Raw genomic sequence first — 18985 nt, 5'->3', positions numbered from 1 at the left:
GAAGAAAATGGCAGATAAAATGCTTGTAACTCAGGCTCTTGATGAAAGAGACCTGCTTGTAAAGAAAATCAATGACAAGATTTCAAAGGCAAACTTTGTAGATACAATCAAACCTAATGAAGAGAAGGTGCTCGATGCAAGGGTATCAAGAGAGGAATTTGCCAAGGATGCAGAGAGCGCATTTCAGCAGATCCAGGATCTGATTGACAGATTTCAGAGAATTGATGCTGCTATTGTGGCATCCAATGCCAATACTAAGATTAATACCACATATGGTGAATTCACCGTTGCGGGAGCTATCTCTCTTAGAAGCAGACTGCGCGGTGTTGGATCATATGATGGAGAAGCAGATTTTGAGGCTGCTCTTCAGGAAAAGATGGAATCAGATTTCAATAAGAGAGTTAATCTTGCTGAGCTTAAGAATAAACAGCTTCAGTCTACTGCAGAGAGTATGAGACTTTCTATTCTGGGTAAGGATACAAAAGTAAAGGATGAGAAGCCTCTTGAGGTGGTAGAAGCTTATGTGAAAGAGAATACCACTGAACTTGTGGATCCGCTTGACGTACAGAAGAAGACAGCGATGCTTAGGGAAAAGAGAGATACTCTTCTGACCGAGCTGGATACTCAGATAAAGGTTTCTAATGCAACAACTTTTATCGTAATCTGAACAATAAAAAGGATAATGCCTGCAACACGAAAACTTCAAACCCGGTTTCCCTGTAACAGGGTTAAGTTACAATTGAGGCCAGTACTGTAAATACTGGAAATTCGGAATGGTGCAGTTGGATAGCACGCAAGCCTAGTGAGCTTGAAGTCGCTGGTTCGAATCCAGCTTCTGAATCCCCAAATGCTGGGGAAGAGCAGGTCGACTCGCAAAACGACCTCCGAATTAACTGTTTTAGGTTTTGGTTTAACTGTGAATACTCACTGGTTAATTGTACTTACTTGAATCTTTAATTGGAAACTGCAAACGTGCTTTAGACATAGAGATATGTTGAAATCCATGGTAAAGGTTAAGGCGCTAAACCGGTTGACCTGAAGTTGCCCTCATGGCTGTGTTGTGGGCATTTTTATGAGCAAATATTATGAGCAATATAAGATGCTGTGTATTATTACGTAAATAGAACGATAGGATGGTTTTATCAACTACGAGTTAACTGCAATCTCAGCATTGGTGCGATAAAATTAGATAGTATCAATGAACTGAGAGGTGAAAAGCGTGGGAATATACATAAACATAAAGATATCCAAAGCAGTTACAAAGGAAGAATGGGAGAAGGTATACAAGGAGACATTATTTCTGGCTAAAAAGTTTCCGCTTGCCGAAACTAAGACCATAAGCAAAAAAGGTATCGAGATTTTTTGTCTGGTTCCTACAAAAGAAACTATAGAAATAGATGAGTTTTCAAACGAAGAGACTAGAGGATGGTATGCAAGCGGAGATTATAATACGCTGAGGCGAGCAGAAACAGATTATACTCCCAGAGAGCTTGTTGAGGATAAATATTATAATCCTGAGGCAGGAGATGCTATGATGGCATATCTTCCTCAATTTCTGGACTATGATGAGGACGATGAGAGGTTTGACAATTCTTACTGGCTATGGGGCAATAAAACTCAGGGCGAGCCTTATCATATGTACCTTTTGGCAATAGCTTGTCTTATTGAGGACAGGCTTGGCAAAAAAGCTTTTGTTAGCGGGGATATTACAAGAGGACAGTGCAGGAAAGCTGTCGAAATGGCAAATGTATATTTGAAGAAGAAAATTGATATCCCAGCAAGGTGCGACATGAATAGGCTTATGAAGAGGCTTAGAGAACTGGATATTGCAGATGTTGAAAAAATGGAAGCATTTGATTATGTTTTTCTCGGGACAAAGGACAACAGTTTTTGGGATTGCCTAAGAGCGCATTTTTCAGAAACTGCATTGGATGAGTATTGGCGCAAAAAGTTTTATAACAGTCCTGTAGGGACGTATGCTTTTGACGATTGCTTAAGCAATTATCTTATCGGTGGATTTGATTTTGATAAGTTGTGTCAGTTCATAGTGTTTGATAAAGAACAAGGAAAAAAACAGTATGAGGACTTTGTAATCAGAATAATGGATGCTAAACTCTATTTGCCTGATAAGGATTGTGAAGACGTTTTAAAAACTGACCAGGAGAATCCAGCGCCCTATAGTATTTGGTCTATGCTTGCACAATTCGCGTTTGCGGGAGCACGAAACAAAAAGATAGACAGATTTATTCCAATTGATCAGATTAGAAGCTCGCTGAATAAAAGAATTGGCAATAAGTGCGACGTGGACATAATCATAGATGAGTATCTTGAAAAAGAAAAGAAACAAATTGAACTCGATTTAAGTAATGCTGACAATCTTTCAGACGAAGAGTTGAAGAATGTTTACCAACAGGACCCGTCAAAAACATTTAATGCTGTTGTCAAAAAGAAAGAAGAAGCGATTCTTCAGGAGAAGGAAGAGTTTGATATTACAGATCTGGGGCAGGCGAAGTTTTACAAAAAGGGCGATACAATGCCTGAAACAATAAAAAAGAACGTCGGGCTTTCAAGGCAATTTCTTGATAAGCTTATTGATGAGGATGAGTACCGAGAGCTGATGGAAGCAACGCCGAAAAGTAGGATGAAATGGGTGGCAGATAATAACCATTACCTGATGATCAGAGACTGTGATTGGGACGCGATTTTTAATAATATTGCCGATAATAAAGATTCTTTTGGGCGTTATTATTCTGTCATGAGAACCAAAATGGAATCTCGTGACCTTTCAAACATGGGCGTGGCTTTTGTGATTAATGATGATTTCTATGAGTATAGCGGAGAGCTGGCGAAGGAGTATTCGTAAAGGAATTAAGGAGCACGCATTTTGAGCAGAGTATTAGTGATTCCAGATGTGCATCTAAAGCCCTGGATCTTTGATAAAGCAGAAAAAGTAGATAAGAGTTCTTTTGACACAATAGTAATCCTCGGAGATCTTGTAGATGACTGGGGGAAAGGAAACGACCTTGATGCCTATAAGGAAACATTGGATCGGGCAGTTGAGTTTGGCGGGGATCATGAGAACTCTCTGTGGTGCTATGGGAACCACGACGTTTCATATTTGTGGGATGCAATGGAATCCGGCTTCTCAATACAAGCAAGGGAGACGGTAATTGAGGGTATAACAAAGCTGGAGCAAGTTGTAGAAGACAGGTATAAGTTTGTTCACAGGATTGATGATACTCTTTTTAGTCATGCTGGTCTGACTGAGTCATTTGTACTTCACGCTTGTGGTTATCATATTAAGGATGTCGAAAGCATTCTTGCCAATGTAAACCGCATGGGGAAAAATCAGCTTTGGAGAAATAGTTCTCCAATTTGGGCTCGTCCGCAATCCGATTTTTATAGGATGTTCAGGGATGATATTTTTTACCAGGTAGTTGGGCATACTCCGGTGGAGGAGCCACTTGACTTTGGTGGTGTTCTGTCTCTGGATCTATTCTCCACTTATTCCGATGGATCTGCTTATGGTAATCAGAAACTGTATATAGTTGATACTGTGAAGAGAACTTTTGAAGAAGCGAAGGAACTCAATTAGTCTGATGGTATTTAGGATTAACGGGGCTGAACTTGGAAAGCGTATCCTCTTTAAAAACAACAACATTAGCAGTAAAGCTATTATGACATATCCCGCATCGCAAGGTACGTGTCACGATTAGCGGTTTTTCTTCAATGTCCTTTAGCATATTGGCTAAACCTGAATATTGCGCCCTGCGTCCTTTTGTGGACTCGTAATATGAATCAAGTAATTTCTGTTCCTCGTCAGATAGAGTAATGTCCCAGCATTCATGCTCCTCTTTACAGAAAGGACAAGTGGGATTTACCCTGTATCGATTTGATTTCTCCATATTTATCCCTGTGATATTGTCATTGGTAGTTATCAGGTACACAACTCAATATCATTTTACTGTAGATCAATATGGATTTCTATTAACTCGTGGTTGAGATTAGCAAGGATGAGTTCAGGAAAAAGATTGACATTATCCCCGCATACAATGCCATAATAGTTGTAGTCAAAGCATTATATAAGGGGATTACTCATGTTTTATCAGATAAAAGCCATAAGGAAAAACAGTAAACCACCAATCTGGAGAAGAATACTCATACCCTCAGGCATTACATTCTCACAGATGGCAGTGATATTGGAGGAGGTGCTCGAAATACCTCTTCTTGAAACATTTGAGTTCGAGTTTTATACAAAGAAAGAACGACTTGCTGAATACAGGGAGGGGAATCGCCTTCCGGCAGATTTTTATTATTCAGCATATGATGCTGCAGAGACCTTTGTGAATGATTACCTTGACAAGGAAAAGTGGTTCACTTTCAGGATACTGGACATGGAGCAGATTCCAGAATACCGTCTGGAAATAGAAAAGCTTGTAGTGAAGGCAACAGTAAGCAACCCTGGTGCTGGCAAAGGAAGAGAGGTACAGTCTCCCATAATAGTAAAGGAAGTGTCAATGGAGAATGATCCTTTCTTTACGGATGCGTATGCAATAAATGAGGAACTTGGCAAAAGCTACTATCTTGTTGAAGGAGAAAACTCTTTTGCTGGGCACACACAGACAGCATCAAGAATACAGTCAGGGAAAGGTATTGTATACAGCAGAAATCCTGTCAGCGGGAAATCTCATGTAGAACCATCAGTGAATAGCTATTTACAGGAGATGGCAGATAAAATCCAGATGCTGTATGACAATGGAAGTGCAGCAGACAGGGGATATATCGCTGACACACTTAATAGTATAACTAACAGAAGGAATGATGGCGCAGATCTCTCAGAATCTGAAGAAACTCCACGGCATACCTCTCTTTCAGCTTTTTTGGCAACCTATTCTCTTGAAGATCTGATGGATGTTGCTAAAGATATTCATTATCAGACCACTGAAAAAAACAGGAAGAAGCTTGCAAAAGAGCTGGCAGAAAAACTTTTACTGCCGGAAACCATGAAAAAGCAATTATTTTGGACGACCGAAGAGGAATTGGACACCTTTGAGGATGTTATCAAAAAGCAGGGTGTTTTCTGCACTGATGAGGATTGGGATAAATATGAGAATATTTATGATCGTAATTACTATATAGCTTATGAAGATGGCTATGTAGGTGTGACGGTCGGAATTGCACATGCGTATGAAACTATTAGTCAGGGTGATTATCGGAAAATTCGGAAACAGGCAAGATGGCTGTATAAATGCCTGAGTTATGCACGGTTCATACATGTAGTTATTCCCCTTAAACAGCTGTACAGGATTTTTAAGCAAAAAGATGGAATGGATATCGGAATAGATGCGCTTAAGCCTCTTTTTGATGAAATACCCTCGGAGTATCTGCCCTGTGTGCTTCATGGCGACAAGGTGATAGCCAAAGAAGTTGTGAAAAATGATCTATATAAAAATATAGAAAAAGGGATGAGAGATGTAGGGTATTACATACCATCAGAAGATAACATTGAAGCATTTATGAAGGAGTATTATCCGGCTGATGATCCCGCCTACAAAAAGCTTTATGAATACTATACCCGCGGACTTGGATGGGACGAAGATATCTCAGCAGAAATGTGCCATATGGCAGCCAAGATATTTCCCATGAATGACAGTATATCGGATTATGTTGATATTCTAAAAGAGCATGGGTTGTCCCTCAGATCGGAAAAGGATGTTGAGACATTCTCTAAGCTCATAATAGCAGTACATAACAATACACGAATGTTTTGCTTCAGAGGACATACTCCAGAAGAGATGGCGCATCTTTTCCCTCCGGACATAAAGGAGTTCCCAACGATTGTACCAATGAGCACTGAGGCAGCAAACTTTTTAAATGCCGGAAAAAATGAGATGGAGAAGATGGGCTTCAAGGTAGATACCGAATCAGATGCCACGAAGCTTCAATCAGCAGTATTCCCACAAGGCATGGGAGGGAATGTTGTCCCAATGACAAAGAAGGTTTATCCAAATGACCCATGTCCATGCGGGAGCGGGAAGAAATTCAAAAAGTGCTGTGGCAGAAAAGCGTAAATGAAGTAGGTGAGATAGAATGATTAGTTCACTGATGGAATACAATGGGTATCATGCAAAAGTAGAGTTTGACCAGGAAGATCAGATTTTCATTGGTCATGTACTTGGCATCAATGACTCCTTGAACTTTCACGGAGAATCAGTAAAAGAGCTTACCCAGGCAATGCACGATTGTATAGATAATTACCTTTATTATTGTAAACAAGTAGGAAAAGAACCTGAAAGAGAGTTTAAGGGCTCTTTCAATGTGCGTATCAAACCTGAGCAGCACAAAAAGATAGCCTTATATGCCGCAAATGAGGGTATTACGATAAATCAATTTGTATCGAGGGCTATAGATGATGAACTTGGAATTCTCGAGGGATAATATGCAACTGAAATAGCTTAAAGGGCGATACTTATAGAAGTATCGTCCTTTTTGTTGTGCGCCGTCGGGAGTACAGCAAAAAGTTGCCACTGTAGCGGTGGCAACTTTCTTTAGCGGTTTATGTTATATTTCAAGTACCGGCATGGAAGATGATGATTTCCAATAACATCAGAAGGAAAAACATCACTACGGAATATATGGCTATTAGAGCGGCGGTACCAATGGTACGGACAAGCCTGTTACTGCTTCGGCATGGCGGGAATATCCGTTGTATTCCGAGGTAATTATATCCGATAAAGATATCTCCAAGAAAGATGATCAGCAGAGCTATCCGTTCAAGCCACAGAGCAGCACCTGAAGTATCCTTAACTTCGAGCGTGAAGCATAGGGAGAAGATAAGAATATAAACCGGGATGGCAACAATCATCTTACCTGGTGTCATTGTTCTAAAGCCGGGTGGTAAATATGAAGTTATTGAGACCTGTTCTGCCTCAGGAGCAAGATCTTTTCCCATGAGTCTCATGAGCGCGACTTTTAGCTCTTTTGCTGAGTGGTAACGTCTTGAAGGATCCATCTGGGTACACTTGCTGATGATGGAATCGAATTTATGTGTTTTTATCATAAGTGAAGCGGATGCTTCTCTTATGATAATGCCAAGAGAATAGATATCGGTTTGCGGTGATGATTCACCAAAGCCGTACTGCTCGGGAGCTGCATAGCCCTGAGTACCAAGAAGTACAGTATCAGCACCATGATTAATATCGCCGGAACTACATTTGGCGGCATTGAAATCAAGGAGCATTACGTTGTCATAGCTGCTTATGATGATATTTGAAGGTTTGATGTCCCTGTGTATAAGAGCAGGAGTATGTGAATGAAGCCTTTCAAGTATCTCACACAGATTGATCATATAGTTCCCAATCTGATCAGCGGTGAGCTTTCCGGACTCGATCTTTTCCTTAAGAGTGGTTCCTGAAACATACTCCTCTATCAGAGTAAGGGTATTATCCTCTTCACAGAAATCGATGATACGAGGGATGCCTGTGATGGGATTGGATTTGAGATACATATATACTTCAATCGAGTAGACATCAAGGATTTTTTTAACATAGAACTTACCGGTTTCCTGGTGCTGGACCAAGTATATTTTATGGGGCTCATTAATCGTTGCGATTGTCTTGTAATATGAAATTGACAGGCGCTGAGATAAATCCACGATTACATCCCCTTTCTTGAAAACTTGATATAATTTATTTTAACACGGTTTGGAGGTGCGTATGCAGGAAAAAGACACGAACGAATTGGAGAAGGTTTTAGGGAAAACACACTTATCAGATTATGATTCCTATGTCCAGAATAATAAGGACAGTATGCTGTCTGATTCAAATTCCTTTTCATCATATGTAAAGGGAAAGCTGTCGGAGAAAGGTATTACGCAGCAGACAGTATTCCTTAAGGCGGATGTCCCTGAAAGGTATGGGTATAAGCTGCTGTCCGGCGAAAAGCACACCAAACAGAGGGATGTTATACTGAGGATCTGCTATGCAGCAGACTTCACCCTTCAGGAAACTCAGAGGGCTTTGAAGAAATATGGAATGGCTGAGCTATATGCCAAGTATGAAAGGGACGCTCTTGTGATGATAGCGTTCAATGAAAAGCCCGGCAGTATAATCGAGGTCAATACAATGCTGAAAGAACATGGACTTGCACCACTACGTACCAGCGGAGTGCAGGATTAAGCCAAATATTTTACCACCGTTACAGGGGCAACGGAGAGGAAAACTCCTTGCTATAATGAGTTAAAAGTTACGATATTCTGTAAGACTCATTGTGGCAGGGAGTTTTTTATATGCTGTTTTTGTGTAGAAGGCGATCATGAAGAGAAGAATATTTCTTGTATCTAATATCACCGTTCCGCTCCTCTTGGGAGCAGTCATCTATTGTCTCACATCACCGGATGTGATTTTTGTTGAGGCAGTCAGGTCATTATGGGGAATGCCCGTGTTGTCAGGACGGGGAACACTACATGGCGGAATATGGCAGTTTGTCAGATATTACCTGCTAGATGTTCTTTGGGCATATGCTTTGGTTTTTGCATTGTATTTTGCTATTGGTAATAACGCAGCAAAACTTAAAATGGCTTTCGTGATTGCCATTCTGTTTTCCACAGTCATGGAAGTTATTCAACTTTTTCCAATAATCCCAGGGTGTTTTGATCTATTGGATATTTTGGTCGAGGCGCTGGCGGAAGCTTTTGCTGCTCTTATTATAAAAACACATTATGAGGAGGCAAGGAATATATGCGAAACAAAATGAAATGGTTAGCGGTGGTATTATGTCTGGTGCTTTTTGCGTCTATGGCTATTGGAAGCGGCTCATCTTCCAGCTCTGATGGAGACAAGAAGATATCAAGTGTGACAACGTCTTCTGATTCTGAAGGCAATGGCACTGATGAAGCCAAGTCAGAAGAGGCAAAGTCTGAGGAAACTACGGAAGAGGTAAAAAAGGAAGCATCCGGAGCAACAATAGAAGAGCAGGTTCTCTTTGATGAGAATGATATCAAGATTACAGCAACCGGCATGGAGGATTCCTGGGCAGGAACAAAGCTTACTCTTCTTATTGAGAATAACTCCGCCAAGGGAATCACAGTGCAGGCAAGGAATGCCAATGTAAACGGCTACATGGTTGATACCATGATGTCTGCAGATGTAGCTGCCGGCAAGAAGTCCAATGATGGACTGACATTCCAGACATCTGGTCTTAAGGAATGCGGTATTGAGCAGATCGCAACTATGGAATTCATTTTCCATATTTTTGATTCAGAGACATGGGATGAAATCGTTGATACCGATGTGATAAAGATTGATACATCTATCGCTGATGGTTATGTTCAGAACTATGACGATTCAGGCGAAGTGCTTGTGGATACAAATGATGTGAAGATCGTTGGGAAAGGCTTATCTGACGAGAATTCTGTCTTTGGTCCAGGAGTCATTCTGTACGTCGAGAACAATTCTGACAAGGATATTACTATCCAGGTTAGAGATGTATCTGTTAATGGTTTTATGGTTGATACATCAATGTCTGAGGATGTTGTAGCCAGTAAAAAAGCTATAAGCGCAGTTACCTTCTTCAGCTCAAGTCTGGAGGAAAATGGAATTACAGATATAACCGATGTCGAGCTCTACTTCCATATCTTTGACCAAAAGTCCTGGGATGAGATCTTTGACTCGGATGTTATCACTATAAAGTTTTGACCAGCAGGAGGTTTGTGAAATGAAGATGTGGAGATTGATAGCGGGGATATTGTCGATTGTGCTCAGCCTGATTGTTTTGCTACAGTCATGCGCTGCAGGGGTTTCAAATGCGCTCTCTGAGAATGGGGAAGTCTCAGGTTCTGCAGGATTCCTGGTTGCAATTGCCATGATTGCCGGAGGTATTGTATCGATAGTTGTCAGAAAGTCCGCAGGCAAAGGTGGAAGCATAGCCCTGATCGTGATATTCGGCTTGGCTGCTCTCATTGGCTTTGCCAACTATGGAAGCTATTCCGATCTGGTAATCTGGTCGGGATGGTGTCTTATAAATGCAGGACTTGCTGTTGTGGCACTGATTACTGGTAAGAAGAAAAATGATGATCCTGATTCTGGAAGGATGGACCAGCAGTAAGAACGATATATATGAACGAGAAAAGGCCTCTTTAAGAGGTCTTTTCACATTTATAGGGTAGTCGTTTCAACACGATGGATTGTAAGGCGCAGCTGATTATTTAGGAACGACTATTTTGAGAGAATAATGGAGTGATCACTTTCATTTGAAAGGAGATGATTCCATGAATGGTGCGGAAGTTCAGCGCAGGATAATGATGCTGTTAGATGAACGTGATTGGAGCCCTACCCATCTTGCTAAGGTATCTGGTCTTCCCACGACGACTGTTACAGATATTTTTAAACGAAAAAGCTGCCCCAAAATAGAAACGCTTGACAAATTATGTAAGGGCTTTGGAATTACTGTTGGGGATTTTTTTGCTTTTGATATAACGCCTTCTCCTAAAATGACTCTTACTCCAACGCAGACGAGAATTATGATGTATGCCCAAAAATTTACTGAGCAAAGGCAGGAAAGAGTTATAGACTTTATGTCGGGAATGATGACAAAAAAGGAATTGGAGCAGGTAAAAAAAGAGGAAGCAAGGTATGAAAAATTAGGGTTATTCAAGAAGAACCATTGACAGGGAAGAAAAACGGGGACATGTTTTTCTTCCTTAGTTTTTTATGAGAGAGGGTGATCACATGCCAAAGAGGAAATCTAAAGATTACGTTGAAGTTGCAAAGATGTGTAGGGCAGAGGGATTTTCTGAGGGTAAAGTCTTTGAGCTTTGTAAACCTTTGTGCGAAGACTTTGGTGACAAGAATTATGAAGCCACTAAAGATGCGCAGGTACCACAGACTGAGGAGGAAATCACTCAGGATAAGCATAATGACAGGGACATTTTCTTTGAAGTTCTGACAAAACCTATTGACCAGACTGAAAAAGAGCGGGATATGCTAATCGATAACATCATCAAGAAGCCATGGTTCAGAGGAAAGGTTGAAATGATCCTTGATGAGGTTGGTAATTTCAGAGTTTTGGGACCAAATTACAAAGAAATTTTAAGTCGGTGCTACTTTTATTTTGATGGTAAAAAGGAAAAACAGATAGATATCTATACCGATATGGGAATCTCCAGCTCCACGTTTTATGACAGGCTGGAAATTGCGATAATTCTACTTGGAGTACTGATGTGGAAGTATGTGAAGAGAAGGCAGTATGAGGATATGGCAAAAGGCATTATTCCATACAAGGAGATTCCTAAGAATGAAGAAGATTTGAATGATCTGACTCCGCTTGATGAATTATAGTGCTAAATGATAGGCCGTTTTTAAGCCTTTTTTATTTCGGATGAATTTCGGAGTCTTTTCGGAGTTTATTCGGAGAGCCTTCGGAGTCTTTTCGGAAGATAGGTTTCCTTAATGCTGTTATAATACCATTGTTTTGGAAACAGAATATGAAAAAAGGTATTTATAAAGGAGGAGTTTTACAATTGAATAAGGAAACTGCACAGACAATACGCGTTGCTTGTTGTACCTATGATGGAAATCCGATTTCGCACAGTTTTATGACAGATGGTTGGATGAAGTGTCCGGTGTGTAGGAGAATCTACAGAGTAATAATCAATGCCGAGAAGGTTACGGTTATTGAAGATAACCGGATATCAGAGAGGCTTAGAGCTCTTATCAATCGTGGAGCTGCAACAACGTAATTGAAAAATGCGGTTTAGCAAATTGATATAGATGTGTTTCTTCTATATTGAAGCTATAAATCTTTAAACGGTTTTCTTATTTGGGGGATTATACAATTGCATACTGTGAGGAGCATTGCATTTGAGTGCAAAATAGCATCCCAATTGGGATTTGACTGACCTGCCCATGCATGCTCCAAGAGTTTGCCTAGTGCTTGGATGCTGAAATTACGCAGGGGAAGTCTGCAAAACGGAAAATGAAACCATATTTATGTATGGTCTGTTTTCATTATCGTTTTGCAGGCTTTCTTTTTTGTTGTCAAAACATATAGCACTGGGCAGTGGTGAGTTTTCCGTTTTCAGACTCCGGAAAAGGAGAATGAAATGGGAACTAAAAACACAGAAACAGTAGGAGAGAGACTCAGGATGTTGAGAGAGGGAGCAGGACTGACTCAAAGGCAATTGGCTAAGGAAATTCATTTTGCGGATAGATGCTCGGTCTCAGGATATGAGCGTGGAAAAAGAGAAATAACTCTTGCTGTGGCTATGGCATATGCAGAGAAATTCAACGTGACTATTGATTGGATTGTAATGGGAGAAAGGTTTGACTGTTCACAGGAAAGAATAGGAGTGAGAAGACTTGTGGATGCGTATTCCGGGATTAAAGAAGAAAAGTTAAGGAAACTGGCGGTAAAGCAGGTCGAGGCAATACGAGACGTTTTTGAAAAGGAACAAGATGAAATGAAAGGTTGCAAATAATACACGCGGGGGTGCAGATAGTATACATCCTTCACATGCTCCATACGTTATCATGAAAATGTCTTGAGACAGCATGCTGTGAGAATAATCTGGAAAGGAGCGTGTATGGTCAAATCTTATGGGGAAAGCATTGTGGACAAATACTCAGAGTCCGACGCATCCGGGAGAGTAGACATAATATGCAATTATTATGAAGTGTTTCTCGGGATAATTGAAAGCAGCGTTGATGGCCTGGTGTTTGTCATAGAAGATGAACAGATCAATAACAGGAGAGCTGAAAAGCTTGCGCTTGGAGTAAGAGTTCAGACTTCAGGTCATTCGGATCCAACGGGAGATACAGTGACCGGACGTGATGAGATTAGACGTGCAGTTGTGACCTGCGATTTTTCCGGCGGTGTTCTTAATGGATGTAACAGAAAAACTGAATATGTTAATGAGGCTTATCTGCTGGATGCCATGAGACGACACTACTATTTGTTCAGAGGACAGCTCGGTCGACTTAGTGACAGGGAGAAATCTTATTTTATCCCATATCTTGAGGGGAATAAAGGCTATGTTGACATGGCTGATGAACTTGGAGTGTCAGTTGAAACAGCAGTACAGATGGTTCATAGAACCAAAATGAAGATAAAGGGAAAAATGGTTAATTACCTGGAAGGTAAGATTGCATAAGGAGGGAAATATGCCAAAAGCAAGAGTTGAGATTCCGGAACTTGAGAACCTTGTAGTATCCGGTCAGAAGAAGTTCGTAAGATACAAGGAGGGACAACAGCTTTACTCGATGGGAAAGCACGCATTCAGAGCATTGGCAGATGAAGCTGGTGCTGTATATGCTATAAAGGGTGTCCGCCTTGTTAATACACAGATAATTGATGATTATTTAGAAAACTTTAAGGTAAAAAAGTAAAGAGCGGAAAATGATTCCATAGAATGGAAAATGACTCCAAACAGCAGTATTTATGCGGGGGCTAACTAAAAAAGTTATGTTGAAAGAGAGGAATGGCATGGATTATAATCGTAATATGAACCGGCCATTCCTCGCTTTGTTAAGGAGGAAACATGGCATCAAGAAAAGATAAAAAAGGATACGCATTGCAAAAAGGTGAGTATCAGCGCTCCGATGGGAGATATGTATATGCGTATGTAGACAGGCTTGGCAAAAGACATTTCATCTATGCCAAGACATTAGTTGAGTTACGCCAAAAACAAAAAGGTATTCAGCGCGATTACTTTGATGGGCTCGATCCGCACATGGCGGCAACAATTGAAATAAATCACATGATCGAGAATTACCTCAATCAGAAGCGAAATCTTAAGCTTACTACAAAAGGCGGATATGTAAATACCTACAAAACTTATATCAAAGACACACCTTTTGGAAAGAAAAAGATAGTAAATGTAAAGTATACTGATATAAAAACCTATTACTACTATCTCCTGGATGAGAGGCATGTAAAGATATCTACAGTTGACAGGGTACACACTCTGCTTCACCCGGCATTTAAGGTTGCTGTCAGGGATGGTCTTATCAGGACCAACCCGACGGATGATATTATGGCGGAGCTTAAGAAGGATGTGAAAGGCACTCCATCTGATACGACAAAGCGTGAGGCGCTGAGTATCAACGAACAGAAAGCTTTCATGAAGCATCTCCGTGAGAGTCGTGAATTTGAAGGCTGGGTTCCGATCATCACGGTTCTGTTGGGGACAGGAATGCGTATAGGAGAGGCAGTATCAATCTGTTGGAGCAATTTGGATTTTAAGAATCGTATGATTCATGTTGATCATGAGTTTAACAACAGACCCGATGAGAAAGGGCATTGTGAGCGCCGTATCACTGATACGAAGACTGATGCTGGTAGGCGCACTATTCCGATGGTCCAGGAAGTGTTTGATGCATTTCTGCAGGAATATCAGATCCAGAAGTGTATAGGGTTTTGTGAAGAAGAGATCGATGGATATAAAGATTTTGTTTTTTCTACAGCTGAGCGTAAGATGATTACACCCAGCGCAGTGAATAAGGCTATTAAGAACGTCATCATCTCTTACAATAAGAAGGAAACAGCAGAAGCAGAGGCTGAAGGTCGTGAGCCTTTCCTTCTTCCACATTTTACTGCTCATGTGCTTAGACATACATTTTGTACGAGGCTCTGCGAAGCAGGAGCCAATCCCAAGTTTATACAGAGTGTTATGGGACACTCAGATTTCTCGACTACCATGGATATCTATGCTGATTATAGCGATGAGAAAAAGCAGGAGGTTGGCCAGAATCTAAATGGTATGCTGGGACTTTAGCATTTTTATATAGAAGATTCTCCCACGGATTTGTTCCGTGGGATTTTTCTTTTGCCTGGTTTTCAACCGCGCGTTTAATGAAATTGTGAAATTGATAGGGTAGAATAGTTGTAGGAATAAGCGTCATTTATAGGAGCTCCGGCACATCTCGAAGAAGTGCGCAATGGGAGCACAGTTATGTTATATTGAGGGATTGTTATGGGAAGAAATGAAAATGTACTGATTTTTGAAGATACAGAAAGGATGTGCAGAGAGGACAAAAGACTTGCTGAATCAATTATCAATTCAGTTAAGGGCCAGAAGCTGATACTGGAAAATGAGGGCACTAATATAGATGATTCATCTAATAATGAAGAAAAAGCAACTGTAGTTGTTTCAAAAAAGAGAACGTTTCAGGCTGCGGGTGCGTACAGAGGACTAAAGACTGCGGTTCATAATTTTGCTTCTGCTACCAATCCTGGTGGCGGAGTGGTAAAAGGTTCGAGCGCTCAGGAAGAGTGCTTATGCAGGTGCTCGACATTGTATTTTTGCCTTAACACAAAGGAAATGATGAATGGCTTCTATAATCCACACAGAGCTGCGAAGGATCCAATTCATAATGATGATATCATTTATACGCCGGGAGTTACCGTTTTCAAAACAGACACGGCAGATCCAACGCTTATGGAAGAACCGGACTGGTACAGTGTTGATGTCATTACCTGCGCTGCACCAAATCTAAGACCAGTCCCCGGGAATCAGTTTAATAGCGGTGATGGTACTAAGCCAGTTAAAGTAAGCGATGCGGACCTTCTGAAGATCCATGAAAGAAGATTGTCGCGAATCCTGGACACAGCTGTTGCAAACGGAGCAGAGGCAATTGTTCTTGGTGCATTTGGATGCGGAGCATTCCAGAATAAACCTGAAGTTGTGGCTTTGGCTGCTAAGAATGTGATCAAAAACTATATTCATGCGTTTAAGAACATTGAGTTTGCAGTCTACTGTAGCCCGAGAGATGACCGTAACTATAAGGTATTTGAACGGAGCTTACAGAAATACACAGGATGAAATAATGCATTGACTAAGCCGAACGACGAATATTATACTATTATTAGTAGAAAATTAGCCGTTCGGCTAATTGCTTGAGGCGGTTGACCCGAATAAGCCGTACGGCTAAAAGGAGCTGTTATGGTCATATCTGATGCTAAAATGTTTGGTGAGGCTTTGAAGAAACGCAGGAAAGAGCTTGGATACACGCAGCGCTATATATCTGAATTTACAGGTTTCAGTATTAGTTTTATTTCTGATCTGGAGAATGGAAAGAGTACGGCTGAGCTTGGAAAGGCAATTTATCTGGCGAACATGCTTGGACTGGATATTGTGATAAACGCAAGGGGCAACAAATGAGAAAATATGATGTGATTCTTGAAATACAGGGCAAACCGGTAGCAGTTGGATATATTGAAGGGGAATTATTTGAAGATGCAAGGTTTCACTATGATGAGGAGTACCTGACTCAAAATGATCCCAAAGCAATATCAGTATCATTGCCTGTTCAAAAAGAGCCATTTTCTGCAGAGCGTACGAAGGTATTCTTTGAAGGGCTTCTTCCTGAAGGTTTTATGAGAAAAACCATTGCCAGCAATATGCATTTTGACGAAAGGGATTATCTGTCAATACTGTATTATCTGGGGAAAGAATGCCTCGGGGCTATCAGGATTGGCGAAGCCGGTGATGAAGACAAAACCGGTTATGATGTCATATCTTCTGAACAGGTCAGACAGCTTGCTGCAGAAGGGCGACCAAATCATCGGAACTTGTTATCAAGACTCATCTTTCATTAACCGGTGCTTCGGGTAAGGTCGGGCTTTATTATGATGAGGAAAATGATAAGTGGTATCTTCCAAGTGGAACCGCTCCGAGCACGCATATTGTCAAGCAGAGTCACATCCGGCTTGATGGGATTGTGACCAATGAGCAGCTGTCCATGATGGCTGCGGCTAAGTGTGGCATCGATATCCCAGAGAGTTTTATTATCAACATGGGGAAAGGCATTGACTCTGAAGTTCTTTTTGCTACAAAAAGATATGACAGAGTCATAAATGAAAAGTCTGAGATCATAGGCGGACTGAAGCGCCCGTTCAGGCTTCATCAGGAAGATTTTGCACAGGCACTTTGTATTGCGGCTGCAGATAAATATGAAAAAGATGGTGATAACTATGTGACAAGAATGTTTGAGATCATCAGGAACCATTCCGGTAATCCGTTGGAAGATCAGCTGAAGTTGTGGCGTAGGATCGTTTTTGATTACGTGCTCGGGAATACAGATGCCCATATCAAGAACTTTTCATTATTATACAGTTACGATCTTGGAGAAAAGAGGCTCTCTCCGGCATATGACATGATAAGCACAGCCATATATGAAGCTTCCACGAGAGAGATGTCTTTTAACATTGGCGGCAAAAGATCTCTTGATGAAATTGGCAGGGACGATTTTGTAACAATGGCTTCACAGGTAGGCATTGGAGAAAGAGTTGCAATGAATGTCTTTGAAGACGTCCTTAACAGATTCGAGGATTCGATCCGCAAGTCGGTAGCTGAACTGTCTTCAATTGGATTCGAAAATGCGTCGGATATAGGTGACAGGATACTTCTAGCCAGAAGGGGTATCTTGTAATCTGACAATTTGTCATATTACCACTTTGTTTCATGAAGAAACAAAGTAGGCTATTGCAGGGCTTGTTATGAAGATTATAGGAATAAAAGCGGTGGGACTGCCACGCTTTAAAGAACAAATAGAAATTGGATTCACAGCCAGGCAAAGAGTGTATGAAAAAGACAGACTATCTTTGTATGAGCTTTTTGGAAATCTCTATCAGAATCCTACAAGCGTGATCATTGGAACTAATGCTTCTGGGAAGACATCAGTATTAAAACTGATCAACTTTGTCTTTGATATGATGAACAGCGAGCCTGTCAATCACATAGATAACAGGGATATCCTCGGAAATACAGAGAACGCTGTTATAACAACCTGGTTTTATTCGCAGGAGTGCATTTTTAAGCTTGAGACATCGATCAGTTATAAGGATGGAAGATACATTATTGAAGCGGAAAAGCTTTTTAGAAAATCAAAAGGAGTGGCAAGAACCAGAGAAGAGATTCTGGAATTTGATGAATCCATGTTGGTTTTAAGGAGAGATAATGATGATCCATATCTATCTGATGATGTCAGTATTATGGTCGCATGGATAAAGAAACAAAATGATAGTCTGATCTTTGAGCACATCCATCATGATGTAGATGGCCGTGCTCTCTTATTGTGTGAGGAAATACCAGATGAGCTGCTATCTTTTCTTGATCCCAATGTGGAGGAATTATCATTCAAAACTATAAATGGAATAAAATCAGCACATCTAAGACTCAAAGGTGAAAAGGAAGTATACATCAACGATTATAGAGAACTTTACAAATATCTTTCATCCGGGACTGTAAAGGGAATTGCTGTCTTTGCCAAGGCAATGGAAATACTTCGCCTGGGTGGTTATATGATCATTGACGGAATTGAACATGATCTTGATAGGAGTGTGGTAACAACACTCATAAGATTCTTTATGGATGTGAAGATTAACAGAAATGGATCGGCCCTTATTTTTTCAACATACTGTCCTGAGCTATTGGATGAATATGATAGAAATGATTGCATTTACATCACATACAATCAGGGCGGAATAAAGCTAAAAAGACTTGATGCAATATGGAAGAGGAAAGATATTAAGAAAAGCGATGCTTATCAGAGTGGGCTGCTTGGTGACACAGTTCCTTCCTATGAGAAATACATGCATTTGAAAAGAATGATGACAGAATATACTTCTTAGTCCCTAACAATAGGATAAAGTCTCGACCTTGCGGTCGGGGCTTTGCTTTAAAACGGCAAAAAACATGATGACATCAGCTGCTATAAGGCTTATAATATAGTAGTAAATCAATTGCGAGATGCATTTAAGGAAAACGTGTTGTCATCCGGTCGTGGATGGTCGGCATGTTCAGAATTAGTTCTCGGCAAAAGATTCCATAGAATGGCATATAGCATATGTCCTGACACAGATTGTACTACAGAATCAGGGCACTCTATGGAACAAAACGGACAGTAGTCCGGAAAAGGTCTCTAGCCTGAAAGGCATTCAAATAACTTCTATAACCTCATTTGTATCATGAGATGGAAAAAATCCCGAC

21 protein-coding genes, 1 tRNA gene and 2 pseudogenes are annotated in these 18985 nt (G+C 40.7%); 23 read left to right on the top strand and 1 reads right to left on the bottom strand.

Annotated features, from left to right (window positions below; all coding sequences use genetic code 11):
* The first annotated feature begins 7 nt into the window (after positions 1 to 7).
* The 7 genes and pseudogenes from J6O61_RS13995 (at position 8) to J6O61_RS13970 (ending at position 6438) form a co-directional block, all read left to right on the top strand.
* On the top strand, positions 8 to 667 hold the full coding sequence (locus J6O61_RS13995) for a hypothetical protein (RefSeq protein ID WP_292214527.1): 660 nt from the start codon (positions 8 to 10) through the stop codon (positions 665 to 667).
* Positions 668 to 767: 100 nt separating this feature from the next.
* Positions 768 to 841, top strand: a tRNA-Thr gene (locus J6O61_RS13990).
* Positions 842 to 1219: 378 nt separating this feature from the next.
* Positions 1220 to 2863 carry a hypothetical protein gene (locus J6O61_RS13985; RefSeq protein WP_292214525.1) on the top strand — a complete coding sequence of 548 codons (1644 nt, stop codon included), beginning with the start codon at positions 1220 to 1222 and terminating at the stop codon, positions 2861 to 2863.
* A gap of 21 nt (positions 2864 to 2884) precedes the next feature.
* A complete protein-coding gene (locus J6O61_RS13980; RefSeq protein ID WP_292214524.1) occupies positions 2885 to 3595 on the top strand; it encodes a metallophosphoesterase in 711 nt (236 codons plus the stop codon).
* Positions 3596 to 4097: 502 nt separating this feature from the next.
* Positions 4098 to 4433: pseudogene (locus J6O61_RS19755) on the top strand (IS1096 element passenger TnpR family protein); the annotation flags it as partial.
* Positions 4434 to 5990: 1557 nt separating this feature from the next.
* A pseudogene (locus tag J6O61_RS19750) lies at positions 5991 to 6071 on the top strand (SEC-C metal-binding domain-containing protein); the annotation flags it as partial.
* A gap of 19 nt (positions 6072 to 6090) precedes the next feature.
* Positions 6091 to 6438 (top strand): type II toxin-antitoxin system HicB family antitoxin, encoded by a 348-nt coding sequence (locus tag J6O61_RS13970; RefSeq protein ID WP_292214521.1) that lies wholly within the window; start codon positions 6091 to 6093, stop codon positions 6436 to 6438.
* Between the two features lie 130 nt (positions 6439 to 6568).
* Here the strand turns inward: J6O61_RS13970 and J6O61_RS13965 are convergent, their stop codons facing one another.
* Positions 6569 to 7654, bottom strand: coding sequence for a serine/threonine protein kinase (locus tag J6O61_RS13965; RefSeq protein WP_292214520.1), 1086 nt, complete (start codon positions 7652 to 7654; stop codon positions 6569 to 6571).
* Between the two features lie 61 nt (positions 7655 to 7715).
* Between J6O61_RS13965 and J6O61_RS13960 the strand changes: the two genes are divergently transcribed.
* The 16 genes from J6O61_RS13960 to J6O61_RS13885 all read left to right on the top strand — a co-directional run bounded on the left by J6O61_RS13960 (position 7716) and on the right by J6O61_RS13885 (position 18627).
* Positions 7716 to 8177: a hypothetical protein gene (locus J6O61_RS13960; RefSeq protein WP_292214519.1), complete on the top strand. Its 462-nt coding sequence runs from the start codon at positions 7716 to 7718 to the stop codon at positions 8175 to 8177.
* Positions 8178 to 8313: 136 nt separating this feature from the next.
* Positions 8314 to 8754 (top strand): hypothetical protein, encoded by a 441-nt coding sequence (locus J6O61_RS13955; RefSeq protein ID WP_292214518.1) that lies wholly within the window; start codon positions 8314 to 8316, stop codon positions 8752 to 8754.
* Positions 8739 to 9695: a hypothetical protein gene (locus tag J6O61_RS13950; RefSeq protein ID WP_292214517.1), complete on the top strand. Its 957-nt coding sequence runs from the start codon at positions 8739 to 8741 to the stop codon at positions 9693 to 9695. Before J6O61_RS13955 ends, J6O61_RS13950 begins: the two co-directional genes overlap by 16 nt.
* Positions 9696 to 9714: 19 nt before the next feature.
* A complete protein-coding gene (locus J6O61_RS13945) occupies positions 9715 to 10104 on the top strand; it encodes a hypothetical protein (protein WP_292214515.1) in 390 nt (129 codons plus the stop codon).
* 163 nt (positions 10105 to 10267) lie between these two features.
* Complete coding sequence (locus tag J6O61_RS13940; protein WP_292214513.1) at positions 10268 to 10666, top strand: helix-turn-helix domain-containing protein; 399 nt, start codon at positions 10268 to 10270, stop codon at positions 10664 to 10666.
* Between the two features lie 61 nt (positions 10667 to 10727).
* A complete protein-coding gene (locus J6O61_RS13935; RefSeq protein WP_292214511.1) occupies positions 10728 to 11336 on the top strand; it encodes a hypothetical protein in 609 nt (202 codons plus the stop codon).
* Positions 11337 to 11518: 182 nt separating this feature from the next.
* Positions 11519 to 11737: a hypothetical protein gene (locus J6O61_RS13930; protein WP_292214509.1), complete on the top strand. Its 219-nt coding sequence runs from the start codon at positions 11519 to 11521 to the stop codon at positions 11735 to 11737.
* A gap of 363 nt (positions 11738 to 12100) precedes the next feature.
* On the top strand, positions 12101 to 12475 hold the full coding sequence (locus J6O61_RS13925; protein ID WP_292214507.1) for a helix-turn-helix domain-containing protein: 375 nt from the start codon (positions 12101 to 12103) through the stop codon (positions 12473 to 12475).
* Positions 12476 to 12580: 105 nt separating this feature from the next.
* The gene (locus tag J6O61_RS13920) at positions 12581 to 13147 is read left to right on the top strand and encodes a hypothetical protein (protein ID WP_292214506.1); all 567 of its coding nucleotides are present in this window, start codon (positions 12581 to 12583) and stop codon (positions 13145 to 13147) included.
* A 10-nt stretch (positions 13148 to 13157) separates the two neighbouring features.
* On the top strand, positions 13158 to 13382 hold the full coding sequence (locus J6O61_RS13915) for a DUF6462 family protein (protein ID WP_292214504.1): 225 nt from the start codon (positions 13158 to 13160) through the stop codon (positions 13380 to 13382).
* Between the two features lie 152 nt (positions 13383 to 13534).
* Positions 13535 to 14770, top strand: coding sequence for a site-specific integrase (locus tag J6O61_RS13910; protein WP_292214501.1), 1236 nt, complete (start codon positions 13535 to 13537; stop codon positions 14768 to 14770).
* 198 nt (positions 14771 to 14968) lie between these two features.
* On the top strand, positions 14969 to 15817 hold the full coding sequence (locus tag J6O61_RS13905) for a TIGR02452 family protein (protein ID WP_292214499.1): 849 nt from the start codon (positions 14969 to 14971) through the stop codon (positions 15815 to 15817).
* 120 nt (positions 15818 to 15937) lie between these two features.
* Positions 15938 to 16156, top strand: a complete 219-nt coding sequence (locus J6O61_RS13900) for a helix-turn-helix domain-containing protein (RefSeq protein ID WP_292214496.1) — start codon at positions 15938 to 15940, stop codon at positions 16154 to 16156.
* Positions 16153 to 16593 carry a HipA N-terminal domain-containing protein gene (locus tag J6O61_RS13895; RefSeq protein WP_292214494.1) on the top strand — a complete coding sequence of 147 codons (441 nt, stop codon included), beginning with the start codon at positions 16153 to 16155 and terminating at the stop codon, positions 16591 to 16593. Before J6O61_RS13900 ends, J6O61_RS13895 begins: the two co-directional genes overlap by 4 nt.
* Complete coding sequence (locus tag J6O61_RS13890) at positions 16572 to 17426, top strand: HipA domain-containing protein (RefSeq protein WP_292214564.1); 855 nt, start codon at positions 16572 to 16574, stop codon at positions 17424 to 17426. Before J6O61_RS13895 ends, J6O61_RS13890 begins: the two co-directional genes overlap by 22 nt.
* Positions 17427 to 17493: 67 nt before the next feature.
* Entirely contained in the window at positions 17494 to 18627 is a 1134-nt protein-coding gene (locus J6O61_RS13885) for an AAA family ATPase (protein ID WP_292214492.1), read from the top strand.
* Positions 18628 to 18985: the final 358 nt, after the last annotated feature.

It is taken from the genome of Butyrivibrio sp. (genome assembly GCF_017635265.1).
GTDB lineage: Bacteria > Bacillota > Clostridia > Lachnospirales > Lachnospiraceae > Butyrivibrio.
Note: the sequence above shows the minus strand (reverse complement) of the source record. Positions and strands in the feature narration are given on the sequence as shown.